General features: G+C 47.0%; 31 protein-coding genes. 5 read left to right on the forward strand and 26 right to left on the reverse strand.

The annotated features are described in order from the left end of the window. Positions 1-89: 89 nt before the first annotated feature. From NYE38_RS11900 to alr, 5 genes are all read left to right on the forward strand, one after another. On the forward strand, positions 90-227 hold the full coding sequence (locus NYE38_RS11900; RefSeq protein WP_014470646.1) for a hypothetical protein: 138 nt from the start codon (positions 90-92) through the stop codon (positions 225-227). A gap of 93 nt (positions 228-320) precedes the next feature. Further along, positions 321-1,439: an NADH-dependent flavin oxidoreductase gene (locus tag NYE38_RS11905; RefSeq protein WP_025649857.1), complete on the forward strand. Its 1,119-nt coding sequence runs from the start codon at positions 321-323 to the stop codon at positions 1,437-1,439. A gap of 126 nt (positions 1,440-1,565) precedes the next feature. After that, entirely contained in the window at positions 1,566-1,778 is a 213-nt protein-coding gene (locus tag NYE38_RS11910; RefSeq protein ID WP_029973891.1) for a spore germination protein, read from the forward strand. Between the two features lie 125 nt (positions 1,779-1,903). Then, on the forward strand, positions 1,904-2,116 hold the full coding sequence (locus NYE38_RS11915) for a spore germination protein (protein WP_014418351.1): 213 nt from the start codon (positions 1,904-1,906) through the stop codon (positions 2,114-2,116). Positions 2,117-2,292: 176 nt separating this feature from the next. Continuing rightward, positions 2,293-3,474, forward strand: coding sequence for an alanine racemase (gene alr, locus NYE38_RS11920; protein ID WP_007408361.1), 1,182 nt, complete (start codon positions 2,293-2,295; stop codon positions 3,472-3,474). A gap of 147 nt (positions 3,475-3,621) precedes the next feature. On the opposite strand, the gene spo0A is transcribed toward alr, so the two are convergent. From spo0A to NYE38_RS12050, 26 genes are all read right to left on the reverse strand, one after another. Then, positions 3,622-4,422, reverse strand: coding sequence for a sporulation transcription factor Spo0A (gene spo0A / locus NYE38_RS11925; RefSeq protein ID WP_003153177.1), 801 nt, complete (start codon positions 4,420-4,422; stop codon positions 3,622-3,624). A 280-nt stretch (positions 4,423-4,702) separates the two neighbouring features. Further along, positions 4,703-5,983, reverse strand: coding sequence for a SpoIVB peptidase (gene spoIVB / locus NYE38_RS11930; RefSeq protein ID WP_007408360.1), 1,281 nt, complete (start codon positions 5,981-5,983; stop codon positions 4,703-4,705). A gap of 163 nt (positions 5,984-6,146) precedes the next feature. Beyond that, positions 6,147-7,877: a DNA repair protein RecN gene (gene recN, locus NYE38_RS11935; RefSeq protein ID WP_007408359.1), complete on the reverse strand. Its 1,731-nt coding sequence runs from the start codon at positions 7,875-7,877 to the stop codon at positions 6,147-6,149. 31 nt (positions 7,878-7,908) lie between these two features. After that, positions 7,909-8,358 carry a transcriptional regulator ArgR gene (argR, locus tag NYE38_RS11940; protein WP_003153173.1) on the reverse strand — a complete coding sequence of 150 codons (450 nt, stop codon included), beginning with the start codon at positions 8,356-8,358 and terminating at the stop codon, positions 7,909-7,911. A gap of 96 nt (positions 8,359-8,454) precedes the next feature. After that, a complete protein-coding gene (locus NYE38_RS11945) occupies positions 8,455-9,300 on the reverse strand; it encodes a TlyA family RNA methyltransferase (protein WP_007612503.1) in 846 nt (281 codons plus the stop codon). After that, on the reverse strand, positions 9,297-11,198 hold the full coding sequence (gene dxs, locus NYE38_RS11950) for a 1-deoxy-D-xylulose-5-phosphate synthase (RefSeq protein WP_340802458.1): 1,902 nt from the start codon (positions 11,196-11,198) through the stop codon (positions 9,297-9,299). The genes NYE38_RS11945 and dxs overlap by 4 nt, the downstream gene beginning before the upstream one ends. A 143-nt stretch (positions 11,199-11,341) precedes the next feature. Continuing rightward, on the reverse strand, positions 11,342-12,232 hold the full coding sequence (locus tag NYE38_RS11955; protein ID WP_007408353.1) for a polyprenyl synthetase family protein: 891 nt from the start codon (positions 12,230-12,232) through the stop codon (positions 11,342-11,344). Beyond that, positions 12,222-12,476, reverse strand: a complete 255-nt coding sequence (locus NYE38_RS11960) for an exodeoxyribonuclease VII small subunit (protein WP_007408352.1) — start codon at positions 12,474-12,476, stop codon at positions 12,222-12,224. The genes NYE38_RS11955 and NYE38_RS11960 overlap by 11 nt, the downstream gene beginning before the upstream one ends. Further along, positions 12,473-13,819 carry an exodeoxyribonuclease VII large subunit gene (gene xseA, locus NYE38_RS11965; RefSeq protein ID WP_003153166.1) on the reverse strand — a complete coding sequence of 449 codons (1,347 nt, stop codon included), beginning with the start codon at positions 13,817-13,819 and terminating at the stop codon, positions 12,473-12,475. The genes NYE38_RS11960 and xseA overlap by 4 nt, the downstream gene beginning before the upstream one ends. Before the next feature lie 123 nt (positions 13,820-13,942). Then, positions 13,943-14,794: a bifunctional methylenetetrahydrofolate dehydrogenase/methenyltetrahydrofolate cyclohydrolase FolD gene (gene folD / locus NYE38_RS11970; protein ID WP_007408350.1), complete on the reverse strand. Its 852-nt coding sequence runs from the start codon at positions 14,792-14,794 to the stop codon at positions 13,943-13,945. Between the two features lie 11 nt (positions 14,795-14,805). After that, positions 14,806-15,198 (reverse strand): transcription antitermination factor NusB, encoded by a 393-nt coding sequence (gene nusB / locus NYE38_RS11975; protein WP_007408349.1) that lies wholly within the window; start codon positions 15,196-15,198, stop codon positions 14,806-14,808. Positions 15,199-15,462: 264 nt separating this feature from the next. Continuing rightward, on the reverse strand, positions 15,463-15,870 hold the full coding sequence (locus NYE38_RS11980) for an Asp23/Gls24 family envelope stress response protein (protein WP_003153156.1): 408 nt from the start codon (positions 15,868-15,870) through the stop codon (positions 15,463-15,465). Positions 15,871-15,891: 21 nt separating this feature from the next. Continuing rightward, positions 15,892-17,244 carry an acetyl-CoA carboxylase biotin carboxylase subunit gene (gene accC / locus NYE38_RS11985; protein WP_007408348.1) on the reverse strand — a complete coding sequence of 451 codons (1,353 nt, stop codon included), beginning with the start codon at positions 17,242-17,244 and terminating at the stop codon, positions 15,892-15,894. 14 nt (positions 17,245-17,258) lie between these two features. Continuing rightward, a complete protein-coding gene (gene accB / locus NYE38_RS11990) occupies positions 17,259-17,738 on the reverse strand; it encodes an acetyl-CoA carboxylase biotin carboxyl carrier protein (RefSeq protein WP_007408347.1) in 480 nt (159 codons plus the stop codon). Positions 17,739-17,891: 153 nt separating this feature from the next. Then, complete coding sequence (locus NYE38_RS11995; protein WP_340802457.1) at positions 17,892-18,542, reverse strand: SpoIIIAH-like family protein; 651 nt, start codon at positions 18,540-18,542, stop codon at positions 17,892-17,894. Between the two features lie 3 nt (positions 18,543-18,545). Then, positions 18,546-19,238 carry a stage III sporulation protein AG gene (gene spoIIIAG / locus NYE38_RS12000; RefSeq protein ID WP_012117967.1) on the reverse strand — a complete coding sequence of 231 codons (693 nt, stop codon included), beginning with the start codon at positions 19,236-19,238 and terminating at the stop codon, positions 18,546-18,548. After that, a complete protein-coding gene (spoIIIAF, locus tag NYE38_RS12005; protein ID WP_003153146.1) occupies positions 19,231-19,851 on the reverse strand; it encodes a stage III sporulation protein AF in 621 nt (206 codons plus the stop codon). Before spoIIIAF ends, spoIIIAG begins: the two co-directional genes overlap by 8 nt. A 16-nt stretch (positions 19,852-19,867) precedes the next feature. Continuing rightward, positions 19,868-21,076 carry a stage III sporulation protein AE gene (gene spoIIIAE / locus NYE38_RS12010; RefSeq protein WP_015240197.1) on the reverse strand — a complete coding sequence of 403 codons (1,209 nt, stop codon included), beginning with the start codon at positions 21,074-21,076 and terminating at the stop codon, positions 19,868-19,870. Positions 21,077-21,108: 32 nt separating this feature from the next. Continuing rightward, positions 21,109-21,498: a stage III sporulation protein AD gene (gene spoIIIAD / locus NYE38_RS12015; RefSeq protein WP_071392571.1), complete on the reverse strand. Its 390-nt coding sequence runs from the start codon at positions 21,496-21,498 to the stop codon at positions 21,109-21,111. Positions 21,499-21,510: 12 nt separating this feature from the next. Beyond that, positions 21,511-21,717, reverse strand: a complete 207-nt coding sequence (gene spoIIIAC / locus NYE38_RS12020; protein ID WP_003153142.1) for a stage III sporulation protein AC — start codon at positions 21,715-21,717, stop codon at positions 21,511-21,513. 22 nt (positions 21,718-21,739) lie between these two features. Then, positions 21,740-22,255, reverse strand: a complete 516-nt coding sequence (gene spoIIIAB / locus NYE38_RS12025) for a stage III sporulation protein SpoIIIAB (protein ID WP_007408343.1) — start codon at positions 22,253-22,255, stop codon at positions 21,740-21,742. Further along, on the reverse strand, positions 22,249-23,172 hold the full coding sequence (spoIIIAA, locus tag NYE38_RS12030) for a stage III sporulation protein AA (protein ID WP_007408342.1): 924 nt from the start codon (positions 23,170-23,172) through the stop codon (positions 22,249-22,251). Before spoIIIAA ends, spoIIIAB begins: the two co-directional genes overlap by 7 nt. Positions 23,173-23,249: 77 nt before the next feature. After that, complete coding sequence (locus tag NYE38_RS12035) at positions 23,250-23,531, reverse strand: YqhV family protein (protein ID WP_003153124.1); 282 nt, start codon at positions 23,529-23,531, stop codon at positions 23,250-23,252. A gap of 145 nt (positions 23,532-23,676) precedes the next feature. Continuing rightward, positions 23,677-24,234: an elongation factor P gene (gene efp, locus NYE38_RS12040; protein WP_003153123.1), complete on the reverse strand. Its 558-nt coding sequence runs from the start codon at positions 24,232-24,234 to the stop codon at positions 23,677-23,679. Between the two features lie 24 nt (positions 24,235-24,258). Continuing rightward, positions 24,259-25,320, reverse strand: a complete 1,062-nt coding sequence (locus tag NYE38_RS12045; RefSeq protein ID WP_003153122.1) for a Xaa-Pro peptidase family protein — start codon at positions 25,318-25,320, stop codon at positions 24,259-24,261. Between the two features lie 131 nt (positions 25,321-25,451). Beyond that, positions 25,452-25,982: a YqhR family membrane protein gene (locus NYE38_RS12050; RefSeq protein ID WP_003153121.1), complete on the reverse strand. Its 531-nt coding sequence runs from the start codon at positions 25,980-25,982 to the stop codon at positions 25,452-25,454. Between the last annotated feature and the right edge of the window lie 76 nt (positions 25,983-26,058).

A 26,058-nucleotide genomic window follows, 5' to 3' on the forward strand; every position in this document is an offset into this window, starting at 1 on the left:
AAAGAATAAATAAAAACAAATTGACGGTTTTTTCGCACAAGCGTATGCTTATAAATAACCTTGTAAAAGATAAGAAAGAAGATATGCATATGAAAAAAATCATTCTCCTCTTCGCCGCCGCTGTCATATTCAGCTCGATCGGCCATCAAATTTCAGGAGGATATAAAGATCCTGAAAAGGAACGGAGAAAACCGTTTCATTCGTTTAAATGGTTCAGCCGGTCATAACCTCAGGAAGAAGAACAAGCAAAATAATTGCACACAATTAAAACATAAGCTAGAATACGGACGAGTTAAACTCCTAAGGAAGAAGGCGAAATGATGAAGCAAACTTATAAACCGCTGTTTGAACCTTTTACGTTCGAAAGCGGCGTCACCATACCAAACCGTATTTCAGTCGCACCCATGACACACTATTCATCAAATGATGACGGAACGATTTCCGACCGTGAATTAAGCTACATTACTCCCCGTTCAAAAGAAATGGGCATGGTCATTACGGCATGTGCAAACGTAACGCCAGACGGCAAAGCGTTTCCAGGCCAGCCCGGCATCTATGATGATTCTCACATTCCCGGCTTGAAAAAACTCGCTCAGGCGATCCAGTCTCAAGGAGCGAAAGCCGTTGTGCAGATTCACCACGGAGGATTGGAATGCCCTCCTGAACTCGTGCCAAACAACGACGTCGTCAGTCCGAGCGGCTCAGAAGAAGACGGGAGACAAACGTCCCGGGCTCTCACCGAACAAGAAATTGAGCACATCGTGAAAGCATTCGGCGAAGCGACACGCAGAGCGATTGAAGCCGGCTTTGACGGTGTTGAAATTCACGGGGCAAACGGGTACCTGATTCACCAATTTTATTCACCGAAAACAAACCGGCGCACAGACCGCTGGGGCGGAAGCGATGAAAAGCGCCTTGCGTTCCCGCTTGCAGTCGTTAACGCTGTCAAACAGGCAATTGATACACACGCTGAAAATCCATTCGTTCTCGGCTACCGCCTGTCACCGGAAGAGCCGGAAACACCGGGGCTTACAATGAAAGAAACATTCATGCTCGCCGACGCGCTTGCGGAAGAGAACTTGGATTATCTGCATATTTCACTGATGGATGTCAATTCCAAAGCCCGCCGCGGGGCGGATACTTCACGGACCCGGATGGATTTATTAAACGAACGCGTCGGCCATAAAGTGCCGCTGATGGCCGTCGGTTCCATCTATACCGCGGACGAAGCGCTTGCCGTATTAGAAAGCGGAATTCCGCTGGTGGCTCTGGGACGTGTCATTTTGATTAACCCCGAATGGGCGGTGCTGGTCAAAGAAGGCCGCGAACAGGAAATCGAAAAAGCCATTCAAGCATCTGAAATTGAGAAATACCGACTTCCTGAACCGTTATGGGAAATGATTCAGAATACAGGCGGCTGGGTGCCGTTTGAAAAGTAGACTAAAAAAACTGCCGGATGTCCGGCAGTTTTTTTGATTCACAAGTTTTTACCGCTTTGTTTACTCCTATTTCTAACACACAGCGTACATATAGTAAATAGATTAATAGAAAGGAGACCGTATATGATGGCTGGTTTTCCTATTACGATTAACAGTCTTTCCGGAAACGGGGTTGTCAATGTCGGCGGTGCGTTTTCGATAAGTCCTTTAACCGTATCAAAAACCGTCTACGGCTCAGGAGGGGGAAATACAGGGTTGGTCCTGCAAATGAATCAATCCAGTACATCTCAATCTTCAAGCTCTCAATACTCTGATCAAAATGTAACGAAAACACTATGACATCCCCATTTCCCTCCCTTTCCGGCTGGCAGCAGCCGGATTCTTTTTGCCGTTTTGTTTAATCTTATTCCATATCACAGCGTACATATAGTTAGTAGACTGTGAGAGAAAGGAGAAAAAATAGAATGAGCGGTTGCCCGATTACGATAAACAACGTATCAGGAAACGGAGTTGTCAATGTTGGCGGCGCCATATCCATCAGTCCGCTGACTGCATCAAAAACCGTTTTCGGTGCCGGAGGGGGAAATATCGGCATTGTCATTCAAAACAATGCTGTGAGCCACACCAAAATGTTTGAACATCAATTTTCAGATCAGAATATTGTAAAGTCAATTTAAGGGCTGACAAGCAGCCCTTTCAGCATAAATAAAGCAGGCTCACTGATTTCCCGAAAACTAGATTTTTAAACATCAGCGATCACCTTTCCATGTTTTGAATGATTTCAGTTCAAGATGAATAGAATGCAGATTGAAAGCATGAGTACTGAATCTCATTAAGGAAAGAAGGAATCGTGATGAAAAAACTTTGCCGGGAAGTTTGGATTGAAGTTGACCTTGATGCGATAAAAAAGAATGTACGGGCGATCCGCCGCCATATTCCGAATACGTCTAAAATTATGGCCGTCGTAAAAGCGAACGCTTATGGCCACGGGTCTGTGGAAGTAGCGCGGCAGGCACTGGAAAGCGGGGCGAGCGAGCTCGCTGTCGCCAGCGTCGAAGAGGGAATTGTGTTACGGAGAGCGGGAATTACGGCACCTATTCTTGTGCTCGGCTTCACAGCTCTCAGCTGTGTGAAAAAATCTGCCGTTTGGAACATAACATTATCAGCGTTTCAGGTCAGCTGGATCAAAAAAGCGAATCGGATATTGGAAAAAGAAGCAGATTCGAAACGGCTGTCCATTCATATCAATGTGGATACCGGAATGGGCCGGCTGGGTGTGCGTACGGAAGAAGACCTTTTAGCAGTGGTGAAAGCGCTCAAGTCGAGTACATACCTGTCATGGGATGGCATCTTTACACATTTTTCAACAGCGGATGAACCGGACACTGAGCTGACGATGCTGCAGCATGAAAAGTTTATCAGCTTTCTCCGCTTTTTAAAAAATCAAGACATTACGCTGCCTACCGTGCATATGTGCAATACAGCCGCCGCTATCGCCTTCCCGGAATTCAGCGCCGACATGATCCGTTTAGGCATTGGGTTATATGGTTTATATCCGTCCGCCTCGATAAAGGAACTGAACCTCGTGGATCTCACACCCGCACTAAGTTTAAAGGCGCGTATCGCTTATGTGAAAGCCATGGTGACAGATCCCCGGACCGTCAGTTATGGCGCCACATATATTGCCGAACCGGGTGAAATCATCGCGACGATTCCGATCGGCTATGCTGACGGTTACTCCCGCGCCCTGTCCAACCGCGGGTTTATTCTGCACCGCGGCAGACGGGTGCCGGTGGCGGGGAGAGTGACAATGGATATGATCATGGTCAGTTTAGGTGAGAATGAGGGCAAACAAGGAGAAGAAGTCGTCATCTACGGTAAACAACAAGGAGCCGAGATTTCCGTTGATGAAATTGCCGAAATGCTCGGTACGATCAGCTACGAAGTCCTATCTGTGTTAAGCCGCCGCGTCCCCCGCTTTTATTTCAGAGACGGCAAAATCATTAAAATATCAGCTCCGGTATTATACGTGTAGACGTCATAGATCCCGCTTTTATGTATAAAACAAGTACCGGCGTGGGTGATTCCCATTGTTTTCGTCAGCAAAATTTCAAAACGCCTTCTATTCCGCGTTCATGCACGGAATAGAAGGCGCGAAAAAGACATTTAGCCAAAAGCTTTGTTACGAAGCTTTATGCTCCAATCTCAGCTTGTCAGCAACCATCGCGATGAATTCTGAATTGGTTGGTTTTGCTTTTGTCATGCTTACCGTATATCCGAACAGTGAAGAAATGGAATCAATATTTCCCCTGCTCCATGCGACTTCAATGGCGTGGCGGATGGCCCGTTCTACACGGCTTGCGGTCGTGTTGAATTTTTTGGCGATGTCGGGATAAAGGACTTTTGTGATGCTGCCGAGGAGTTCAATATCGTTATACACCATGGAAATGGCTTCCCGCAAATAAAGATAGCCTTTGATATGGGCAGGCACACCGATCTCATGGATAATGCTTGTAATGCTGGCATCGAGATTTTTCCGCTTCGGCTCCGGCTGGCTGCGGATAATGCTGCTTTGCGCGGACGGCGCACGGTGTGTGACACTGCTGACATTTCCGCTTACCTGGCGGATATGGCCGACAAGGTTTTCCATATCAAACGGCTTCAGGATGAAATAGGACGCGCCTAAATCGACGGCTTTTTTCGTAACGTCTTCCTGACCGAATGCCGTCAGCATGATGACGTTCGGCTGCTTCTCGAGCTCTGATTCCCGCAGACGCTCCAAAACCGCAAGTCCGTCCAGATGCGGCATGATAATGTCTAAAACGAGCACATCGGGATTCTTATCTTTAAACAAAGAAAGACATTCCTGTCCGTTATAAGCAACGCCGATCACTTCCATATCATCCTGTCCCTCTATATATTCACTCAACAGGCTTACAAGCTCTCGATTATCATCAGCAACACAAACTTTAATTTTCTCCACGTTTCTTCCTCCCCCAATGTATTAACAGGACGCAACCCATTTGACTGCTACATGTTACATTCGACAAAACCACTACTTCCCCTTTTAAAAAATCCATATTTACCAATAATAGTGGTATATCTTTGTTTTTCTAGCATTTTCTAGGTTTTTCGACTAAAAATTAAGTTTGACAAATCAGGAAACGTGAATTTGTCGAAAAATCTTCATGTCTTATTTTACATGAATCCAGGAAAGAAGTGAAGAACGCATCACATAAAAAAACTGCCGGATCATCCGGCAGTCAGCTTGCTTTGTCTTTCCCGTAAACATCAACACCCGCTTCAGACAGCATCCATTCGATATGAACGCCGTAGCCGCTTGTCGGATCATTGACAAATACGTGGGTTACGGCTCCGACGACCTTTCCGTTCTGGATGATCGGGCTTCCGCTCATCCCCTGAACGATTCCGCCTGTTCTTTTCAGCAGTTTCGGATCTGTCACCTTCAACACCATTCCCTTTGTCGCCGGGAATTTTTGCGGCGTGGTGCTGACGATTTCAATATCAAATTTCTCTACTTTATCGTTTTCAATAACCGTCAGCATTTGCGCAGGTCCTTTTTTTACTTCATTTGACAAAGCAATCGGAAGCGCTTTGTCGGAAATGTTGTTTTTAATCGGCTGATGCAGTGTCCCGAAAATGCCGAACGGGCTGTTGCGGTTAATATCGCCGATCGTTTTCCGTTCTGACGAAAACCTTGCCAGTTTTTCGCCGGGATTGCCTCCTTTTCCTTTTTCAATCGATGTTACAGTTGAACGGACGATTTCTCCGTCTTCTACAACAATCGGTTTTTTTGTATCCATATCAGAGATGACGTGGCCCAATGCGCCGTATTTTTTTGTTTTCGGTTCAAAAAATGTCATGGTGCCGATGCCGGCTGCCGAATCGCGGATATAAAGGCCGATTCGATATTTCCCCTCGGCTTCGTCCTTTGTCGGAATCAGCTTTGTTTTGATTTTTTGCTTATCGCGTTTCACCAATAAATCCAAAGATTCACCGGTTTTGCCCGCTTTTTGAATAAACGGGGCGATATCGCTCATTTTTTCAATTTTATGTCCGTTCATTTTAATAATGATGTCGCCAGATTCAATTCCCGCTTGTTCTCCCGGAGACTTTTTCCCATCCTTTGTCATCACCTGGTGAAAACCGACGACCAAAACACCGACTGAATGCAGTTTTACACCGATGGACTGTCCGCCCGGAATGACCTTCAATTCTGGAAGAACACGCACTTTCGTTTTTTTAATGGGAAACCCGGCAAGATCATATACTACTTCTGACCGGCCTTGTGTTTGCCCTGTTATGTTTGCATGGCCGTGCTCTTCTTTCAGCGTAAAGGCTTCTGATAATTCGCCCTTTTCAGCGCTTATTGATGCATTGACCGGAACGGCTTGTGTCTGGTTTTCAAAGACGCTCATTTCTGACGGTATCAGTAAATATTCTTTAAATGGCTTAAAAAAGCCTACACTTAGTAAAGAAACAAGGAGAATTACACCTATTGCTTTCCTCATGTTATCGTGCATTCATTCCTTCACTCTCCTCGCTCCTATCCCACACCACTTTCTTTTTCTGCTACATCTATACTTTTGCCTTCCTGCGCTTGATTTATAACCGGCATACGAAGAAAAACATTGGATACACTGTTAGAGAAATGGAACAAAAAAATAAGCTGCCTGTATCAGCAGCTTATCCTGTCGTTTTTACCTGTCCGGCCTGTTTTAAAAGCTCTTGTGCATGCCGTTTTGTCAGATCGGTCACTTCAACGCCCGCAATCATGCGGCCGATTTCCGCTACCTTGTCCTGTTTGGAAAGCGGCGTGACATGCGTTGTCGTCCGGCCGTCTTTGAATTCTTTTGCGATCAGAAGGTGCGTATCCGCCATGGCGGCAACCTGCGGCAGGTGTGTAATGCAGAGCACCTGTGAACCGGTCGATACTTTATGGATTTTTTCCGCGATGGCTTGGGCAACCCGCCCGCTTACACCGGTGTCCACTTCGTCAAAGATGATGGAGGTGACATCCTGCTGGGAAGAAAAAATACTCTTCATCGCCAGCATCACCCGTGAAAGCTCGCCTCCGGAAGCGACCTTTGACAGCGGTTTTAAAGGCTCACCGGTGTTTGTTGAAATTAAAAACTTCACAAGGTCAATCCCCTTTTGGGTAAGCTGCACGGGCTGCCCGTTGACAACCGGTGCTTCACTTGCTGACGGATCGGTTTTCACGAGAAATTCCGTATCAAACGTTGATTTGCCCATATACAGACTTTTTAATTCCTGATGAATCGCTTCCGCCAGTTTCTTAGCCCAAGCTTTTCTGATTTTTGATAAATTGGCGGCTTCTACGGCCACATCTTTGCCGACCGACTCCAGTTCCTTCTTCAGCGCTTCAAGGTGGCTGTCGCGGTTCTCGATTTGATCGATTTCCTCTTCTATTTTGGAGCCGTATTCCAAAATGTCTTCTACCGTCGCTCCGTATTTGCGCTTCAGCTGTTTAATCTCGTTTAAACGGGTTTCAATAAAATTCAGCCGTTCCGGGTCATATTCCAGATCATCTAACAGATTGCGCATCTGAAAGGTGGCATCCTCCAGCAGATAATAGGAACTTGACACGCTTTCTGACAGCTTTTGCAGCGGTTCATTGATATCCGAAATATCTTCAAGCTGGGCAGAGGCCATTCCGACCCAGTCAAGCCCCCCCTGCTCGCTGCGGAGCGCATTATAGGCGTTTTGCAATGATTCATAAATTTTTTCAAAGTTGGATATCTGCTTCCGCTCTTCCTGAAGAAGCTCGTCTTCATTCAATTCAAGCTTCGCCGACTCGATTTCTTCAAGCTGAAATTGAATCAGGTCTAACCGATGCGCCATTTCCTGCTCGCTTTCTGACAGCTTCTTCACTTTTTTGAGCAGCTTCATATAACGCTCATAGCCTTCATGGTAAGCCTGAAGCGCGGATTCGGCCTCAGCGCCCGCAAACCTGTCCAACAGCTCTAAGTGTTTATCGTCCTCCATTAACAGCTGGTTATCATGCTGTCCGTGAATATCTAATAAAAGTCTGCCGATTTCCCTTAAAGCCGCAATCGTCACTAATTTTCCGTTGACACGGCAGACGCTTTTTCCTCCGGCATTGATGTCCCTTCTCATGACAATCATGTCGTCAGATGCGTCTATTCCCTGCTCACGGCATACTTCAAACACGGGATGACCGCTGTCCAATAGAAACAGTCCTTCAAGCTCGGCCTTTGTTTCACCGTAACGGACAAATTCAGACGAGCCGCGGCCGCCGACTAATAGGGAAACGGCGTCTATAATAATTGACTTGCCGGCCCCTGTTTCTCCCGTCAGGACGGTGAGCCCCCGTTCAAACGAAATCGTCAGTTCCTCTATAATGGCAAAGTTTTTTATTGATAGTTCAGCTAACAAACAGCATTCCACCTTTTATCTGATAATTACGCTACAGCAGCTCCAAAAGACGGCTTTGTACGCCTTCTGTATCTTCAGGCGTCCTGCAGATGATTAAAATTGTGTCATCTCCGCAGATCGTGCCCATGATTTCTTCCCATTCGAGATTATCCATCAGAGCGCCGATTGCCTGAGCATTCCCCGGCATCGTTTTTAATACGATCATATGGCTTGCTGAGTCAATTTTTACGAACGCATCCATTAATGAACGCTTCAGTTTTGACAGCGGATTGAACCGCTGATCCGCCGGCAGGCTGTATTTGTAGGAGCCGTTGTTCGTCGGCACCTTTACGAGATGCAGCTCTTTAATGTCTCTGGAGACAGTCGCCTGGGTTACCTTATACCCTTCTTCTCTCAGCATGTCAACTAAGTCATCCTGCGTTTCAATCTCATGGCTTGTAATAAGCTCTCTGATTTTTATATGCCTTTGGCCTTTTGTCATGTAAGCACCTCTGTTTTCAAGCTGTTCTTGTCATTATGTTAACCGCTTCTTGATAAAAAGTACATGATGGCAGAAAAAAGGAATAATAGCCCCCTATTATTCCGGTACATCTGTCTTTTTGGCTTTTAATGTCTCATGTGCTTCGCGGACGGTACGGAGAATGTCTTCTTCCGGCAGTTCAGCGCCGTTTCCGTCTTCTCCGCCCCATTCCAAATGAAGCAGAAACTCAATATTGCCGTCTCCCCCTGTAATCGGTGAGAAGGACAGTCCTTTCACTGTATATCCTTCAGAAGCGGCAAATTGATTCATGCGGCGGAGAACGTCAGTATGAACACCGGGATCTCTGACAATGCCTTTTTTTCCGACGGATTCCCGTCCGGCTTCAAATTGCGGCTTCACCAGTGCGATACAATCGCTCCCCGGTACAAGCAGCGTTTTTAAAACCGGCAGAATGAGGCGGAGTGAGATGAAAGAAACATCGATTGTCGCAAATTCCGGCAAACCCTCTGTGAAATCGGAAGGCTCGGAATAGCGGAAATTCGTCCGTTCCATGACGACGACCCTCTCGTCCTGTCTGAGCTTCCAAGCAAGCTGATTATAGCCGACATCCACTGCGTAGGACCGCTCGGCTCCGTTTTGGAGGGCGCAATCCGTGAATCCCCCTGTAGACGAGCCGATGTCAATCATCGTTTTTCCTTTTACCGAGACGGGAAACACTTCCAGAGCTTTTTCAAGCTTTAATCCGCCTCTGCTGACGTATTTAAGAGGGTTTCCTTTTACCGTTAACGGAAGATCCCGGGCGATTTTTTCACCCGGTTTGTCCAATCGGTTTTCATTTGAGTATACGATGCCCGCCATAATGGCGCGTTTCGCTTTTTCCCGCGTTTCCGCAAGGCCTTTTTCTACAAGAAGTACATCTAATCGTTCTTTTTTTGCTGTCATGATCCAATTCCTTTATGTGTCTTCGGCGGCATCAGCAGTTTGATCCGGTTCATAACCTCAACCTTAGTGAGACCGATTTCTTCAAGCAGGGCGGTTACGCTGCCGTGTTCAATAAACCGGTCTGGGATGCCCATTCTGTCAATCGGTGTATGATACATGCCGAGGTCATGAGCGTATTCAAGAATCGTGCTGCCGAATCCGCCTTCAAGCACGGCTTCTTCTATCGTTAAAATCGGCAGACCTTCATTAAGAATGGCCTTCATCATTTGTTTATCAATCGGTTTTATGAACCGCGCATTCACGACACGCACGGACAGGCCTTCTTTTTGCAGTTCTTCAGTCGCTTCCAGCGCCATTTCAATGGTCGTACCGAATGTTAAAATGACCGCGTCTTTTCCGGGACGGAGCACTTCCCATGTTCCGATCGGAATGGTTTTCAGCTCTTTATCCATCTTTACGCCGAGCCCGTTCCCGCGCGGGAAGCGCATCGCGATCGGACCCTCCTCATAATTAAGGGCTGTATTGACCATATGGCGGCCTTCATTTTCATCCTTCGGCATCATTAAAACGAGGTTTGGTATATGCCGCAAAAAGGCGATGTCAAAGACGCCTTGATGCGTCTCCCCGTCAGCGCCGACCAAACCGGCGCGGTCAATGCCGATAAACACATTCGCGTTTTGACGGCAGATGTCATGGACGACCTGATCGTACGCCCGCTGCAAAAAGGTCGAATAAATCGCAAGAAACGGCTTCATGCCTTGGAGCGCCATTCCAGCCGCCATCGTCGCCGCATGCTGTTCTGCGATTCCGACATCAAACATGCGTTCAGGGAATTCTTTCGCAAACCCTTCCAGTTTAGAGCCGACCGGCATGGCCGGTGTAATCGCGACAATTCTGTCATCCTCGCGCGCCAGCTCCTGCACGGTGCCGCTGACAAGTCCGCTCCATGAAGGCGCCGCGGCTTTCGGCTTGACGAAATCACCCGTATTGATTTTATACGGACCCGTTCCGTGCCATGTGCCGATTGTGTCGGTCTCAGCCGGTTTATAGCCTTTGCCCTTTTTCGTAATGACATGTAACAGGACAGGGCCTTTCGTTTTTTTGGCGTATTGCAGGTTTTCAAACAGTTCGTGGTAGGAATGACCGTCAACCGGGCCTAAATACGTAAAGCCCAGCTCTTCAAAAAACATGCCTGACACAAGCATATATTTCAAACTGTCTTTTATCCGTTCCGCTGTGGCGGCCAATTTTCCGCCGACGGCCGGGATGCGCTTAAATAAATATTCAAGCTCGTCTTTTACCCATTGATATTTGCCGGCCGTGCGAAGCCGTCCAAGCATAGAATGAATCGCCCCGACATTCGGCGCAATGCTCATCTCATTATCATTCAGGATGACGATCATATCTTTTTTCTCATCACCGATATGGTTCAGCGCTTCAAGCGCCATTCCTCCGGTTAAAGCGCCGTCTCCGATAATCGGGATGATATATTCTTTCGATCCTTTAATATCACGGGCGGCAGCCATTCCCATCGCGCCTGAGAGCGAGGTTGAACTGTGGCCTGTTTCCCATACGTCATGTTCGCTTTCGCTGCGTTTCGGGAAACCGCAAAGCCCTTTATATTGGCGCAAGGTTTCAAACTCCTTGCCGCGTCCGGTTAACAGTTTATGAACATAGGACTGATGTCCGACATCCCATAAAAATTTATCTTTCGGACTGTCAAATTCTTTGTGAAGCGCAATTGTCAGCTCGACAACCCCGAGGTTCGGCCCGATATGGCCGCCAGAGGCAGATAGCGATGTGATGAGGAAATTGCGGATCTCCTCACTCAGCTCTTCCAGCTCTTCAATTGACATCTTTTTAAGAAATGACGGGTCCTGTATTGATAAAAGATCCAAAGCGGATCAACTCACTTTCAGCATGAATTTCTGGAAATTAAACAGTGTCTTTTTGAAAAAAGAAAAAGACTCCCTTTGTATTTTCATCGAAACTGCTTACATTTTACCATAGGAGCGGCAGCCCCTTCAAATCAGGACCGTTTTTAATGATCTCTCGCCGCGATTAAATCACAGAGGTCATGCAGCAGTTCTTTCTGAAGAGAAAGGCCGCTGATAATCTGTTTCGCCTCGCTGATATGATACGCAAGCTTTTCTTTCGCGCCTTCAAGCGTTAAAAGCGACGGATACGTTGATTTTTCGTTCGACGTGTCTGAGCCGACCGGTTTGCCGATCCTCTCCTCATGCCCTTCAATATCAAGGATGTCGTCTCTGATTTGAAATCCGATGCCAATATGGCTGCTGAACAAACGGAGCTTTTCGACTTCATCCTCCGGCGCATCTGCCAAAATGGCGCCCGCCGTCACGGAAAAACCGAGGAGCTTGGCCGTTTTCCGCTCGTGGATGGATTCCAGCTCCTCAAGCGTTATCCGCTTTTGTTCCGCTTCCATGTCGGCAGCCTGCCCGCCGACCATTCCTTCCGTTCCTGCCGCACTAATCAGCTCATCGACGAGACGGAGGCGTTTTTCTGCTGAAACCGCCTCAGACACGTGAGATGTGATCAATTTAAAGCTTTCTGTCAGAAGCCCGTCTCCGGCCAATACGGCCGCCGCTTCCCCGAAGACTTTATGGTTTGTGGGCTTTCCCCGGCGCAGATCATCATCGTCCATGCAAGGAAGATCATCATGGATTAAAGAATACGTATGAATCATTTCGACAGCGCACCCAACCGGAATCCCGTCTTTTTCATCTTTTCCGTAAGCATTCAGAACGGCTAAGACGACGAGGGGGCGCAGCCTCTTTCCGCCCGCTTCCAAAGAATACAGCATAGATTTTTTGAGGGTTTCCGGCATCGCAAGCCGTTCTGTATATAAAGAAAGCTGCTGTTCAATCAGTTGTTTGCGCGATGCTAAAAATGCGTCCAGTTTATTTGTCACCTTCGTCTTCCTCCTGAACGCTGAAAGGTGCAAGTTCTCCGTTATCTTTTAAAATAAAGTCCATTTGCTTTTCGACATGCTGAAGCTTTTCATGGCACATTTTTGAAAGGGCCATCCCTTCCTGAAAATAATTAATCGCCTGCTCCAGCGGCACGTCTCCTTCTTCAAGCTTTGCCACAATGCCTTCAAGGCCTTTCATCGCCTCTTCAAATGTCAGCTCTTCACTTTTTTTGGTTTCTGTCATTTTCGTTCGCCTCTCTTTTGCAATACTTCACACGTCAGAACGCCGTCTGTCATCTTTACTTCAAGCGTATCATTTTGTTCCACTTGATCAACGCTTTTGATCAGCTCTTTGTCTTTATAGGCCAGACTGTATCCTCTCTCCATCACCTGAAGGGGACTTAATGCATTCAGTTTACCAAGAACCGTCTGAAACTGCGAATGAAGCTGCTTCAGCTGGACATTCATGCTTCGGGCGAGCTGATTTGAGCGCTCCTCGTACCGTTTTTTCGCCTGTTTCAGCTGGGTTTCAGGGTGGAGCGCCGTTAATCTGTACGTATTCCGCTCCAGCTGCCTTTGTTTCCTGTCCGTAAGCCCTGTGAGCTGTGATTGGAACTGCTGATACAAAAGGTCAAACTGCTGTTCTTTTTGGGTATACAATCGTTTCGGAAAACGGAACGCGTAGGATGACTGGAGCGATTGGACCCGTTCTTTTTTCTTGCTGATATGCTGCTGCATCGCTCTTGTCAGGCGGACTTCCGCCGTTTTTGTCCGTTCCATTAAGTCCGTCGTGTGGGGAACGGCGATTTCTGCCGCTCCTGTCGGCGTTGCCGCCCGGATATCCGCGACGAAATCACTGATTGTAAAATCTGTTTCATGTCCGACGGCTGATATAATCGGAATGGCGGAAGCAAAAATCGCCCGGGCCACGATTTCTTCGTTAAATGCCCACAATTCTTCGATCGATCCCCCTCCCCTTCCGACGATCAGGACGTCACACATTTTTTGTGCATTGGCTTCTTCAATGCGCTTCACAATCGATCTGCTGGCATTTTCACCTTGAACGAGCGCGGGAAGCACAATGACTTTCACAAGGGGGTATCTTCTTTTGAGTGTGGTAATGACGTCTCTGACGGCTGCTCCCGTCGGTGACGTGACGACCCCGATCGTGGCCGGAAAAGCGGGGATGGCCTGCTTATGCCGGTCATCAAACAACCCTTCGCCGGCAAGTTTTTTCTTTAATTCTTCATATGCTAAGTAGAGCGCCCCCACACCGTCCGGCTGCATTTCTTTCGCGTACAGCTGATAGCTTCCGCTCGGTTCATAGACGGAGATGCCGCCTCTTACGATGACCTTCATTCCGTCTTCTGGCTTAAACGCAAGCCTCGAACTTTGCCTCTGAAACATGACGGCCTGCATGCGGGCATGCTCATCTTTTAATGTAAAATAGATGTGGCCTCTCGTATGAATTTTAACATTTGAGAGCTCACCCTTAATCCAAATGTCTTCAAGATGAGGGTCCACATCGAATTTTCGTTTAATGTATTTGGTCAGCGCGGAAACCGTGACATATGCCGCTTCACTCACATCCTGCACTCCTTTCATAAAGGCTTTTTGCCCTAAACTAAGAAAACCCGCTCTGGCTGAAAGGAGCCTTAAGAAGCGGGTATTGTGCTCATTGTCACAATTTTTGTGACTGTCTCCGGTTATCTATGATAACGTACGTCTGGCAGATTTAACAGTATTATGCGCAAGCATTGTGATGGTCATCGGACCTACTCCGCCCGGCACCGGCGTAATGAAAGATGCTTTTTCTTTCGCTTCATCAAACTGAACGTCTCCGCAGAGTTTTCCGCTTTCGAGACGGTTGACGCCGACATCAATGACAATGGCGCCCTCTTTGATTTGATCAGCTTTGATGAAGTTCGCTTTACCGACCGCTACCACAAGAATATCTGCTTTTTTCGTATGCTCAGACATATTTTTCGTGCGGGAATGGCAATATGTGACGGTCGCGTTTTCGTTCAGCAGCAGCTGGCCGACCGGTTTACCGACAATATTGCTTCGTCCGACTACAACAACTTCTTTGCCGGAAAGATCTACGTTCGTCTTTTTCAATAACTCGACAATTCCGTGCGGCGTGCATGGAAGAAATGTATCTTCGCCAAGCAGCATTTTCCCGACGTTGAGAGGGTGGAAACCGTCAACATCCTTATCAGGGGAGATCCGCTCGATTACGGCTTTTTCAGAAATATGATCCGGGAGCGGCAGCTGGACGAGAATGCCGTGGAATTCCGGATTTTGATTATACTGATCAATCACTGTTAAAAGCTCCGCCTCGGTTAAGCTTGAGTCAAAGCGGTCAAGCTTAAATTTCATTCCCATTGTTTCAGCGGCTTTTTTCTTGCCTGTCACATATGAAACAGAAGCGGGATCGTCTCCGATTAAAATGACCGCCAAGCCAGGCACTACGCCTTGTGCTTTCAGCTCTTCTACTTCTTTTGCCAATTGTTCGCGTTTTTCTTTAGCCGTTTCTTTTCCGTCGATGATTGTTGCAGTCATTTTCTTTCCTCCTATGATTCGATATCAGTTTTAATGTTAGAAAGAACCCCGTTTACGAATTTTGCAGCTTTATCGTCGCCGAACCGTTTTGCCAGCTCGATTGCTTCATTTAATGACACGTTAGCAGGAATGTCGTCAGAATAAACCATTTCATACACCGCCAGACGCAGGATCGCGCGGTCTACGTTTGCAATCCGGTCAAGCTTCCAATTGACGAGATGGCCGGAAATCATTTCATCAAGCTGAACCTGATGTTCGATCACTCCGTACACCAGCTGTTCAAAGAAGGCATCTGTTTTTTCACCATCAAGCGCGTGCTCAATGGCATCGTTCGGTGCAATATCGCTGACATCAATCTGAAAAAGTGCCTGCAAAGCTTTTTCTCTAGCTGTTCTTCTTTTCATTTTCTTTCTCCTTCAGATCCGCTTTATCCGCTTGTCGTTAAGCTTAAAGAGATCATAACATATTTTTTTCTCAATCGCATGTCGAAATTTAGGTTTTTTCACCCTAATGCCGAATATTTTCACAAACCGTATTAATTTCATTCGGATTTCACAGCATGAAGAAACTCGGCTGCCGTTTGTAAGCCGGCTTTCTTCATGCCTGAAATGACGGGAAACGTATAAAAAACCAAAGGGCTGCCCATCCCCTTGGTTTTTATACGCTCATTACATTTCTTCGTCGATTTCGACTTCTTGGGCTTTCGTGTCAAATTGAATGCCGACGATATGAATATTGATTTCATTAATGGTCAGAGACGTCATGTTTAATAAGGTTTGGCGGATATTCTCCTGAACGCTTGCCGCCACTTTCGGGATCGAGATCCCGAATTGAACGACGCAATAGACGTCGATGGTAATCCCGTCATCGGCTAAATCGACCTTTACGCCTTTGCCGTGATTGATTTTGCCGAAGCGTTCTACGACGCCCGTGGCGAAATTGCCGCGCATTTCAGCAACTCCTTCAACTTCGGAAGCCGCGATGCCGGCAATGACTTCAATGACCTCAGGAGCAATTTCAACCTTGCCTAAATGAGCCTCATCATGATCCATTTTAAGCACACTGTTGTCTTCCATTCAATTCACCTCCCGCAAAAATTATGAGCCCATTACATCATATGTTTCTAAAAACTTTGTATTAAACTCTCCGCTGACAAATGTTTCGTGTTCAAGCAGTTTCAAATGGAACGGAATCGTCGTTTCAATACCTTCAATCACGAATTCGCTCAGCGCGCGTTTCATCCGTGCGACTGCCTCATCACGCGTTGTTCCGTATGTGATGACTTTAGCAATCATACTGTCATAGTACGGCGGGATCGAGTAGCCGGGATATGCGGCTGAATCCACGCGCACACCGAGTCCGCCCGGCGGCAGATACATGTTAATTTTACCGGGTGAAGGCATGAAGTTTTTCGCAGGATTTTCAGCGTTGATGCGGCATTCAATCGCCCAGCCGTTAAATTCAACGTCTTCCTGTCTGAGCGAGAGCTCCTGTCCGGATGCCACTTTGATCTGTTCTTTGATCAGATCCGTTCCCGTCACCATTTCTGTGACAGGGTGCTCTACTTGAATACGCGTGTTCATTTCCATGAAGTAGTAGCGCTGTTCTCTGTAGTCATAAATGAATTCTACTGTGCCGGCTCCCGTGTAACCGACGGCCTTCGCTGCTTTTACCGCTGCTTCACCCATCTGCTCCCTGATTTCAGAATCAAGCGCAGGTGACGGTGACTCTTCAAGAAGTTTTTGCAGACGTCTTTGGATAGAACAGTCACGCTCTCCGAGATGGATCGTGTTTCCGTAATTATCCGCAAGCACCTGAATTTCAACATGGCGGAAATCTTCTATGTACTTCTCGATGTACACACCCGGATTTCCGAATGCCGTAGCGGCTTCCTGCTGGGTAATCTCAATGCCTTTGATCAGTTCTTCTTCTGTGCGTGCGACCCGGATGCCTTTTCCGCCTCCGCCCGCAGTGGCTTTTATAATGACAGGATACCCAATTTCACCTGCAAGCGAAACCGCTTCTTCCGTATTTTTTATGATTCCTTTTGAACCGGGCACAATCGGCACGCCCGCCAGCTGCATCGTGTCGCGCGCGATATCTTTTGTTCCCATTTTTGAAATGGCGTCAGCCGTAGGGCCGACAAACGTTACGTTTAATTCCTCGCACAGCTCGGCAAAGTCGGCGTTTTCAGCTAAAAACCCGTATCCCGGATGAATCGCATCCGTGCCGGTCAGCTTTGCGACGCTGACGATGTTCGTTACATTTAAATAGCTTTCTTTTGATGTTTTCGGCCCGATACAAAAAGCCTCATCGGCCATTTGGACATGCAGGGCGTCTTTATCTGCCTCAGAATAAACGGCTACAGTTTCAATGCCCAGCTCTTTGCAGGCACGGATGATTCTGACGGCGATTTCTCCTCGGTTGGCGATCAATAGCTTTTTAATCATAATAGCAGGTCTCCTTACTCAGCTTTTACAAGAAATAGAGGTTGTCCGTATTCGACCAGCTGGCCGTTTTCAACTAACACTTCAACGATTTCTCCTTTTACTTCGGCTTCAATCTCGTTAAAGAGTTTCATTGCTTCTACGATACAAACAACTGTATTTTCGCTCACTTTTGAACCTTGGTTTACGTAAGGGCCGGCTTCCGGCGATGAAGAAGCATAAAACGTTCCGACCATCGGAGACGTAATTTTGTGCAGGTTTTCGTCTTGTTTCGGCGCTTCCTGAGCAGGAGCGGCTTCACTCGCTTCCGGTTTTGCAGCCTGCGGAGCAGGTGCGTAAGCGGCGGGAACGGCTTGGGCTTGTCCCGTTACATTCACTGCCGGCGCTTCATTTTTTTTCAGTTTGAGGCTTACGCCTTCAATTTCGTAAACAAATTCGTCGATGGAAGATTCATCGATTCTTTTTATCAGTTCATGAATTTCGTTGATTTTTAACATCAGTTTCCACTCCTATGTATAAAAAATAGAAATTTATGGGTTGCTACTAAAAGTACATACTATGTTTATCTTACAGGAGCGCTTGTGTAAATTCAACACTGATCTAAAATGACATCAGAAAAGCCCGCAGCGGGTGCGGGCGGTTCAGGTCTCTTACTTTGTCGGTTCAAACGTGACGGCGACGTCTTTCATCGTCTTGATTTCTTTTTTTACCAGGTCAATGATAGCGGAAGCTTTTGCGTTTGAATGTTTGTCAGACATGACGGTAATGTTGATTTTGTCTCCTTCAGCATCCACGAGCGCATCTTTGTAGCCTTGTGTTTTAATCAGCGTTTCCAGCTGTTTTTCCGTCCCTTCAGCATTGCTCAGCGCCGTCATTTTATCGTAGGCTTCGCTTTTTTCCTTTGCGGTCGCATCATCGCTTGAAACAATGCTGTTTAACTGTTCCCTTTCTTTGCTTCTCGCGTCTTCAAGCTCCATGCGGTATGCGGTAAATAAGTTTTCATCAGCTGTTTCTGTGGCGACCGATCCGACTTTGTCCGATGCTTCGGCAGATGTTTCTTTATCCTCTTTTGTGCCTTTAGAATCTTTCGTTCCTTTAGTGCCGTCTTCTTTTTCCGTGCCGCTTCCGCTCTTATCTTTCGTTTCAGGAGCCGGCGTTTTTTCAGTGGCGACTTCTCCGCTGCTTTTTTCGCTTTTCATCTGCACGGCATTTTTGCTTTCCGGCGACATAATATAATAAACACTTAATACCACGACGAGACTGAGCATTGTTAAAAGCCAAACCGTTTGTTTTTTCAGCATGATTTATGAATCCTCCTTGATTTTTTTAGGGGCAACCGCTACACGGTAGCTCGGAACATCAAGCACCCTTGTGACGGCATCAATGATGGTTTTTTTTATTTGAACGTTGTCCACTCCCTGAGCGACAACGAGTACACCGCGGATATCGGGCTTTTTCGTCTGGACGACGACCGGGGTTTCCTGATCCCCGTTTCGAATCATGACAATTTGTTCTTCAGAGGTTTGATCGGTTACGCTTCTTTTGCCGCCTTCTTTATCGGTTTCTTCAGTGGTGGTGTCTTTTTTCGTTTTATTTTTCTCAAACACTTTCAAAGATGTTGCGTCTACGTTTACGACAATTGAGACATCCTCCACGCCGATAATCGTTTCAAGGATTTCTTTCAGCTGGTTTTCATAGTCTCTTTCGTAATCATCGATCGTGGTTTTTGCGCTGCCGTCTTTCGATGCCTTAAAAACGGGTGCGCTTTTTTGCCCGCTTTTGTCTTCCGTTCGGCCGGACATGACGGTCTGCGCCGCTTGGTCCTTCCCGGTTTTCTCCGGTGAAGAGAACAGCTGGCTGACCAGCATAAAAGATACCCCGAGCACAAACACGAACAGAAAGTAATGATATTTTGTCAGTTTTGGTTTTTCTCCGTCTTTCGCCTGTCCGATCATCAGCTGTTTTTTGAGTATGGTCCATAGTCCGTTTTTATTCATGGCCGTTTTTCTCCCCGCCTTCCATATAAACCGTAATTTTCTCACTGCCGATTTCCCATATATCCGCAAGTTTTTCTTTGATGTCTGCGGCCTCTTTTTTGTCGGCTGCGCCTTCCGGTTCGTATTTGCGGTCTGTGCGGATGTCGATCGGTGCGACGGTTTGCACGGTTTTTTCAGAAGATGGGGCCATATACACGCTGATCGTTTTTACATCTTCTTCTGAACGAACCTGTTCTTCCGCTGTAAGGCGGATGTCGTCTATTTTGTATTCGTCATGACTGAACATCTCCTCCGCTTTCTTTTTTAGTTGGACAGCCATTTCTTCTAAAACATATGCGCGGTTTGATGCTTGTATTTCTTTTTTTTCTGATTTAATTTGATTTTTTATATCAGCGGATTGAGATTGCTCTTGTTTTGTCAAATAATCGAAGATGATTTCCGGGTCTGTTTTGAAAAGTTTGAATATCGGGTTGAGCATGACAATGATTAACAGCAGGCTGACAACCATCTTGGCGTATTTTTGCATACTGGAGCTGGGCAGCAGCATGTCGATGACGATGGCGAATAAGATAAATAAAATAATGCTTGTCAGCCATTCTGTTAAAAAGCTCATATCCAATGGGCCTCCTTTATTTCATCATCATGGTGAGGTTGCCTGCTGTAATAATGACTGTGATGCTGAGGAAAAACATGAGAGAGACGATGGCGAGCGCCGCGAAAATATACAGTACGCTTCTGCTGATGACGCCGAGGCACGTAATGACGGGCCCGCCTCCGAGCGGCTGCAGAATAGCGGCCGCGAGCTTATAAATAAAAGCGAGCGAGAGCACTTTGATCGCCGGAAACGCGGAGATGCAGATCAAAATTCCGACTCCGAGGATTCCCACGGTGTTTTTTAATAGGAGCGAGGCGCTGATGACCGTATCCGTCGCATCCGTAAACATCCGGCCGAGTACGGGAATAAAATTGCCTGTTATAAATTTTGCAGTCCTGAGCGTAATCCCGTCCGTCACGGCAGCCGAAGCCCCCTGTACGGAGATGACGCCGAGAAACACGGTGAGGAATACGGCAAGCGCTCCGATCGCGATATTTCTGAGCAGATTGGCAAGCTGCGTGACTTTATATTGATCCGTCATCGTGCTGACGATGCTTAAAATCGCTGACAGGAAGATAAGCGGCATGACGATGTTTTGAATGAGAAGGCCGCTCGTATTCATCAGAAATAAAATAACGGGGTGAAAAAAAGCTGCGGAGACGGCTCCCCCGGAAGACGCCAAAAGCGCGAGTAAAAGCGGGATGAGCGCGAGAATGAAGCTTGTCATCGTCTGGATCGCTTCACTTGCATAATTGACGGCAACATGAAAGCTGTTTAAAGCGAGAATAATCAGCACCATGTAGACGATTGCATAAGCCACTTTGCTGACGGTGCTCTGCTGGAACGCATTTTGCAGGAGCTGCAGAATGACACAAAAAATGGTGAGAAGAATCAAAGTTCCCAGAAGCTTTCCGTTTGCGAGCACTTCATGAAACAAGTATGAAAATAAAGCCTTCAGCCATGCCTCCGGTGAGAACGTTTTTTCTCCGTTAATAAAGTCGACGATGCTTCCCTTTTGGCTTTCAGGCAGAAGACCGCCGTATTCTGTCATGATGTCGTCCCAAAACTTTCCGATGCCTTCTGTTTTCAGCGCTTCGGCCTGCTTTTTCGCCACTTCATCAGCGGATTCTTGGTGAACTGCGGTTTCCTGCGACGCACCGTCTGTTCCGGCAGCTTGTACACATTCAGTCTGAAAAAATAAGAGGATGAACAAAAAAGCTCCCGCCCACCGAAAGCGCTTCATTTTTTGTGCCCCCCTTTCCATTTTATTTATGATCAAGAAGGAATAAGTCCGAGAATCGTTTCAATAATGACGGTGAGTATCGGCACGGCCATTACCAGTATCAAAATTTTTCCGGCCAGCTCTATTTTCGAAGCAATCGCTCCCTGGCCCGCATCCTTTGTCAGCTGCGCTCCGAATTCAGCGATGTAGGCGATGCCGATAATTTTTAAAATGGTTTCCACATAGACCATATTGACATTTGCATTGACGGCTATTTTTTCTATCATTCTGATAATGTCGTAAATCTGGTCGATGAGATAAAGAAAGATCACGCAGCCGCTGAAGACGACAATCATAAACGCGAAAGTCGGTTTCTGTTCTTTTACGATCAGGGAGAGAAATGTGGCGATCAGGCCTAAACCTACAATTTGAACAATCTCAATCTGTAAGCCCCCCTATCCTTGGAATAGAAACACAGCTTTGATCTTTTTGAACAGGTCATCGACAATCGTCGCCACCATAAATAAAATATAGATAAAGCCAAGCAGCGTCACCCATTGGGCGTATTCTTTTTTTCCCATTTGGTCAAGTATGGTGTGCAGAAACGCAACCACGATACCGACTCCGGCGATTTGAAAAATGACATTTACGTCGACTCCCATTTTATGTTTGCTCCCCTCATGTTTACATCAATAGAAGAATGAGTAACAGTCCGGCTAAAAATCCTAAGCTTTTCACCATTTTTTCATTTTTCGCCTGCGCCCGTCCGGCATCCGCTTCCGCCGCTTCCAAATGTGTAAGCGCAAGCTTGATATGTTTCTGCTGAGAAACACGGTCATGGAGCCCGAGCGTCTCTCCGAATTGCTTCAGCACATCATATTCGCTTTTTTTCATCGCCATGGACGACCAATTATGTTTCAAGCTCTGTTCCCAAGCCGTTTTGGCGGAATCGCTTCCCTGCTCAAGCCTTCTGCTGAAAGCTTGAAACAATAACGATACAGGTTTGGAAAGCTGTGCAGCAATTTGTCCCGAGGCGGTATGCAGCGGTGTATGTCCGAACATGATTTCCGCTTCAAGCGATTGGAGCGCCGCGCGCAGCTGACGGATCTGCCTCGGCCTTTCTATATACATTTTGGCGATCTCAAATCCGGTCCAAGTCGTCGCTGTCAGAATAAACACGGCACCCAAAAGCTTCAGCATGTCATCACGCTTTCAGCATGTGGAACAGGTTCCCCATCCTTTCCGTACATCCTGCTGATCGTTCCCGGACCGCGGCGCCTTGACAGTTCAACATACCGGTCAAACACGTTTTCCTCCCAAAGCATTTTCAGCGACGGCCTCTTGACCAAGTCTTTCATATTCCACCCGTGCGCAGATACGATGACGGATACGCCCGCATGGAGCGCCTCCAGCAGCGCTTGTGAGTCTTCCATTCTCCCGATTTCATCCACAATTATGACATCAGGACTCATAGAGCGAATCATCATCATCAGCCCTTCCGCCTTCGGACAGGCATCAAGGACATCGATTCTGCGGCCGAAACTGTGCTGGGGAATGCCCCGCAGGCAGCCGGCAATTTCCGAACGTTCATCTACGATACCTGTCTTTTTTGCGGGAATGCGTTTTGATCCGGTGCTGGAAAGCCGGGCCAAATCACGAAGCAAAGTCGTTTTCCCCGTTTGCGGAGGACCGATGATCAGCGTATTCAGCCAGTTTTCTTTCCATAAGAAAGGAATGAGCGGTTCTGCGATTCCCAGCTTCTCCCGGGCGATTCGGATATTAAAAGAAGTAATATCCCGGAGTCCTTTGACGGCTCCGTTTTCGACGATGACTCTTCCGGCCAGCCCCACGCGGTGGCCTCCTCTGATTGTGATATATCCTTTTTTCAGCTCTTCTTCCAGCGTGTACATACTGTAATTGCTGAGCCGGCTGAGGATCAGCTGTGCGTCGCCGGCCGTACAGACATATGACAAATACAAAGGTTGTCCTTTTTGGATCAGTTCAACCGGCCTGTCGACGCGGATTCTGATTTCTTCTGTATCCCGCCTCGCTTCTTCGGGCACGGCGGAGATGGCATCTCTCAATAATTCAGGGAGAACCTCTGTAATCTCATTCAATAGAGTCTCCTCCTTTTTTACCGATTGGCTTCTTTAAAATGTATGATCCGGGACAGACTTTATGACACCCCGGCCCTCTATTTATGCACACCGGCCAAAATCAGCACCACTCCCGCAAAAATCAATATTAATTTTGCATATGAGAGCTGTCCGGCAATCTGATAAATGCCGATCGTCATTGTGATGATAAAGATCAGCGGGCCGACGATTGCCAAAATACTATTCACCACAACCGCCTTTCTGATGTCGTTTGTCAAAAGCATGATAATAGCGGCCGATAATTCAATGAGCGAGGACAAAACTCGTAAACCGGCCATCGTTAAAACAGTAGAATTGATTGAACCAAACAAAAATTTCATTGCAATCCCCCAACTTCAAGCATTTTGTTACACTATATGCTCTAGCTGACGGAAGTAGTCTCACTATTTTCATATAGAAGAAAGATTCAGGCAGAACGCAAAAAAAGCCTGCCCCGTAAAAGGAGCAGACTCCGAATTTCTTTGACTACGCTCTTGACACGTAAGAGCCGTCTGATGTATTTACAACAAGCGTATCGCCTTCGTTCACGAAGAACGGTACGTTTACGACAAGACCTGTTTCCGTTTTGGCAGGTTTTGTGCCGCCTGACGCCGTGTCGCCTTTAATTCCCGGCTCTGTTTCAACAACTTTCAGTTCAACTGTGTTCGGCAGTTCAATACCGAGCGTTTCAGACTGGTACATCATGATGTGCACAGACATATTTTCCAGAAGATATTTTAATTCTTCTTCGATTTGGTTTTCGTTCAATTCAAGCTGTTCATATGAGCTTGTATCCATGAACACGTGCTGATCGCCGTTGGCATAAAGATACTGCATCGTTTTTGTTTCGATTTGCGCTTTCGCGACTTTTTCACCTGCACGGAATGTTTTCTCCTGAATAGCGCCCGTGCGCAGGTTACGCAATTTAGAACGGACAAATGCCGCTCCTTTTCCCGGCTTTACGTGCTGGAAGTCAACGACGCGCCAAATGCCGCCGTCTACTTCAATCGTTAGTCCTGTACGAAAATCGTTAACTGAAATCATGTTTGGTGTCCTCCTATATTCCGATCACAAAATAATTAATTCTTTAGGGGAATGCGTAATTGTCCGGTTGCCGTCCTCAGTAATGATGATATCATCTTCGATTCTTGCGCCCCCAACTTCCGGTATGTATATGCCCGGCTCAACCGTTACCGCCATGCCGGGCTCAAGAACAGCCGATGACCTGAAAGACAGCCCCGGTGATTCATGGACTTCCATTCCAAACCCGTGTCCTGTCGAATGGCCGAAATACTGTCCGTAGCCTTTTGCGGTGATGTGATCCCTCGTCAGGGCGTCCGCTTCTTTTCCCGTCATGCCGGGTTTAATATGCAGGACACCAAGCGCTTGGGCATCGTATACGACCTGATAAATCTCTTTCAGTTTATCACTTGGCTCTCCGACCGCGACGGTGCGTGTGATGTCAGAACAATAGCCTTTATAATAAGCGCCGAAATCGAGCGTGACCAAGTCTCCCTTTTCAATCAATTTGCCGCTTGCCACTCCGTGGGGAAGGCTGGATCTGACTCCCGAGGCGACAATCATATCAAAGGAAGAGCCGTCTGCTCCTTGACGTCTCATATAAAATTCAAGCTCGTTTGCAACTGAAATCTCTGAGATGCCCGGTTTGATAAACGTCAGAATATGTTCAAACGCATCATCCGCAATCTTCGCAGCTTCCTCTAATATCTTAATCTCTTCACTTGACTTAATCAAGCGCAACTTTTCAACGGAATCCGCGACGGGAACCATCTCCGCTTCCTGCAGCACCGCTTGGTAGGATGCATATGTTCCGTACGTCATGCTGTTTTGCTCGAAGCCGAGTTTTTTAATGCCGTACTCAAGAATCGTATCCGCAGCCGTTTGGATTAAGCTTCCGCCGTGCTCGATAATGTCAAAACCCTTCACTTGCGTCTTCGCCTGCTCGGTGTAACGGAAATCCGTGATAAATGCCGCACGTTCTTTCGATATGACCGCAAGGCCTGACGAACCCGTAAATCCCGTCATATACTGCAGATTGGCGGAGCTTGTCACCAACATTCCGTCTATATCCAGCTGACCGAAAAGATTTCGCAATTTCTCAAGTTTCATTCCCTTTCTCCTCCTCGCCGATTCTTGACTGCCGCCTGACAACGCGGGAGCATCCCCGCCCGGTTTTCAGCATAAAAAATGTTCACTTCTCGTGAACATTTTACCATACCGGACAGGGATTATACACTTATTCACTTGTTGCCTAGCGCCCTTGCAAGCTTGTCTGACGTAAGTTCATTGTAGTTGAAGGAAATTGAGTAGCCGACAAACAAACCGTACAGAATGTAAAGGCAAAGCGTCGTCACGATTGTATCTGATTTCAATTCAGTGACGGATTTCACATCTTCGAAAATCGGATTGAATAAGAAAAAAACCGCACACCATAAAATGACGCCGTACACCATCCCCGGCCACATGGTTTTAAAACGCTTCAGGCAGACGAAATAAATAAACGCCCCGGCAATTGAAATGAATCCGATGACAACGATGCTGACCATCGTGCCGAGCCATTGTTTTTTCCATTCTCCGATCATAAACGGCTGAAGAATCATGTTGGGGCTGATCTCTGAAAAATGAAAGACATACCCGAGATAGCCGATCAAACTCCAAAATACACCGCCGGCAAATCCGATACCGCAAATTCTGCCGGTAAATGAAACAGGCTGCTGATCATCATCCTGCTTCTTTTTTTCTTCCTGTTCTGAATGTTTTTCGCTTGTCATCATGGCACCTCCAGTCATAGACTGCCCCAAAATTGAAAAGTCATAAAAAACTGCGCCATATTTTCATTCAATGAGT

Source organism: Bacillus sp. EU63 (genome assembly GCF_038592915.1).
GTDB classification, from domain to species: Bacteria; Bacillota; Bacilli; order Bacillales; family Bacillaceae; genus Bacillus; species Bacillus velezensis.

Bases quoted from the DNA above. Each gene is read 5' to 3' on its own strand.
- NYE38_RS11900 (WP_014470646.1), top strand. From the start codon at position 90: ATGAAAAAAATCATTCTCCTCTTCGCCGCCGCTGTCATATTCAGCTCG.
- NYE38_RS11905 (WP_025649857.1), top strand. From the start codon at position 321: ATGAAGCAAACTTATAAACCGCTGTTTGAACCTTTTACGTTCGAAAGC.
- NYE38_RS11910 (WP_029973891.1), top strand. From the start codon at position 1,566: ATGGCTGGTTTTCCTATTACGATTAACAGTCTTTCCGGAAACGGGGTT.
- NYE38_RS11915 (WP_014418351.1), top strand. From the start codon at position 1,904: ATGAGCGGTTGCCCGATTACGATAAACAACGTATCAGGAAACGGAGTT.
- alr (WP_007408361.1), top strand. From the start codon at position 2,293: ATGAAAAAACTTTGCCGGGAAGTTTGGATTGAAGTTGACCTTGATGCG.
- spoIVB (WP_007408360.1), bottom strand. From the start codon at position 5,983: ATGCACGATAACATGAGGAAAGCAATAGGTGTAATTCTCCTTGTTTCT.
- argR (WP_003153173.1), bottom strand. From the start codon at position 8,358: ATGACAAAAGGCCAAAGGCATATAAAAATCAGAGAGCTTATTACAAGC.
- NYE38_RS11945 (WP_007612503.1), bottom strand. From the start codon at position 9,300: ATGACAGCAAAAAAAGAACGATTAGATGTACTTCTTGTAGAAAAAGGC.
- NYE38_RS11960 (WP_007408352.1), bottom strand. From the start codon at position 12,476: ATGACAGAAACCAAAAAAAGTGAAGAGCTGACATTTGAAGAGGCGATG.
- folD (WP_007408350.1), bottom strand. From the start codon at position 14,794: ATGACTGCAACAATCATCGACGGAAAAGAAACGGCTAAAGAAAAACGC.
- nusB (WP_007408349.1), bottom strand. From the start codon at position 15,198: ATGAAAAGAAGAACAGCTAGAGAAAAAGCTTTGCAGGCACTTTTTCAG.
- NYE38_RS11980 (WP_003153156.1), bottom strand. From the start codon at position 15,870: ATGGAAGACAACAGTGTGCTTAAAATGGATCATGATGAGGCTCATTTA.
- accC (WP_007408348.1), bottom strand. From the start codon at position 17,244: ATGATTAAAAAGCTATTGATCGCCAACCGAGGAGAAATCGCCGTCAGA.
- accB (WP_007408347.1), bottom strand. From the start codon at position 17,738: ATGTTAAAAATCAACGAAATTCATGAACTGATAAAAAGAATCGATGAA.
- NYE38_RS11995 (WP_340802457.1), bottom strand. From the start codon at position 18,542: ATGCTGAAAAAACAAACGGTTTGGCTTTTAACAATGCTCAGTCTCGTC.
- spoIIIAG (WP_012117967.1), bottom strand. From the start codon at position 19,238: ATGAATAAAAACGGACTATGGACCATACTCAAAAAACAGCTGATGATC.
- spoIIIAF (WP_003153146.1), bottom strand. From the start codon at position 19,851: ATGAGCTTTTTAACAGAATGGCTGACAAGCATTATTTTATTTATCTTA.
- spoIIIAE (WP_015240197.1), bottom strand. From the start codon at position 21,076: ATGAAGCGCTTTCGGTGGGCGGGAGCTTTTTTGTTCATCCTCTTATTT.
- spoIIIAC (WP_003153142.1), bottom strand. From the start codon at position 21,717: ATGGGAGTCGACGTAAATGTCATTTTTCAAATCGCCGGAGTCGGTATC.
- spoIIIAB (WP_007408343.1), bottom strand. From the start codon at position 22,255: ATGCTGAAGCTTTTGGGTGCCGTGTTTATTCTGACAGCGACGACTTGG.
- NYE38_RS12035 (WP_003153124.1), bottom strand. From the start codon at position 23,531: ATGAAATTTTTGTTTGGTTCAATCAATTCTACTGTTTTAACGATGGCC.
- efp (WP_003153123.1), bottom strand. From the start codon at position 24,234: ATGATTTCAGTTAACGATTTTCGTACAGGACTAACGATTGAAGTAGAC.
- NYE38_RS12045 (WP_003153122.1), bottom strand. From the start codon at position 25,320: ATGAAACTTGAGAAATTGCGAAATCTTTTCGGTCAGCTGGATATAGAC.
- NYE38_RS12050 (WP_003153121.1), bottom strand. From the start codon at position 25,982: ATGACAAGCGAAAAACATTCAGAACAGGAAGAAAAAAAGAAGCAGGAT.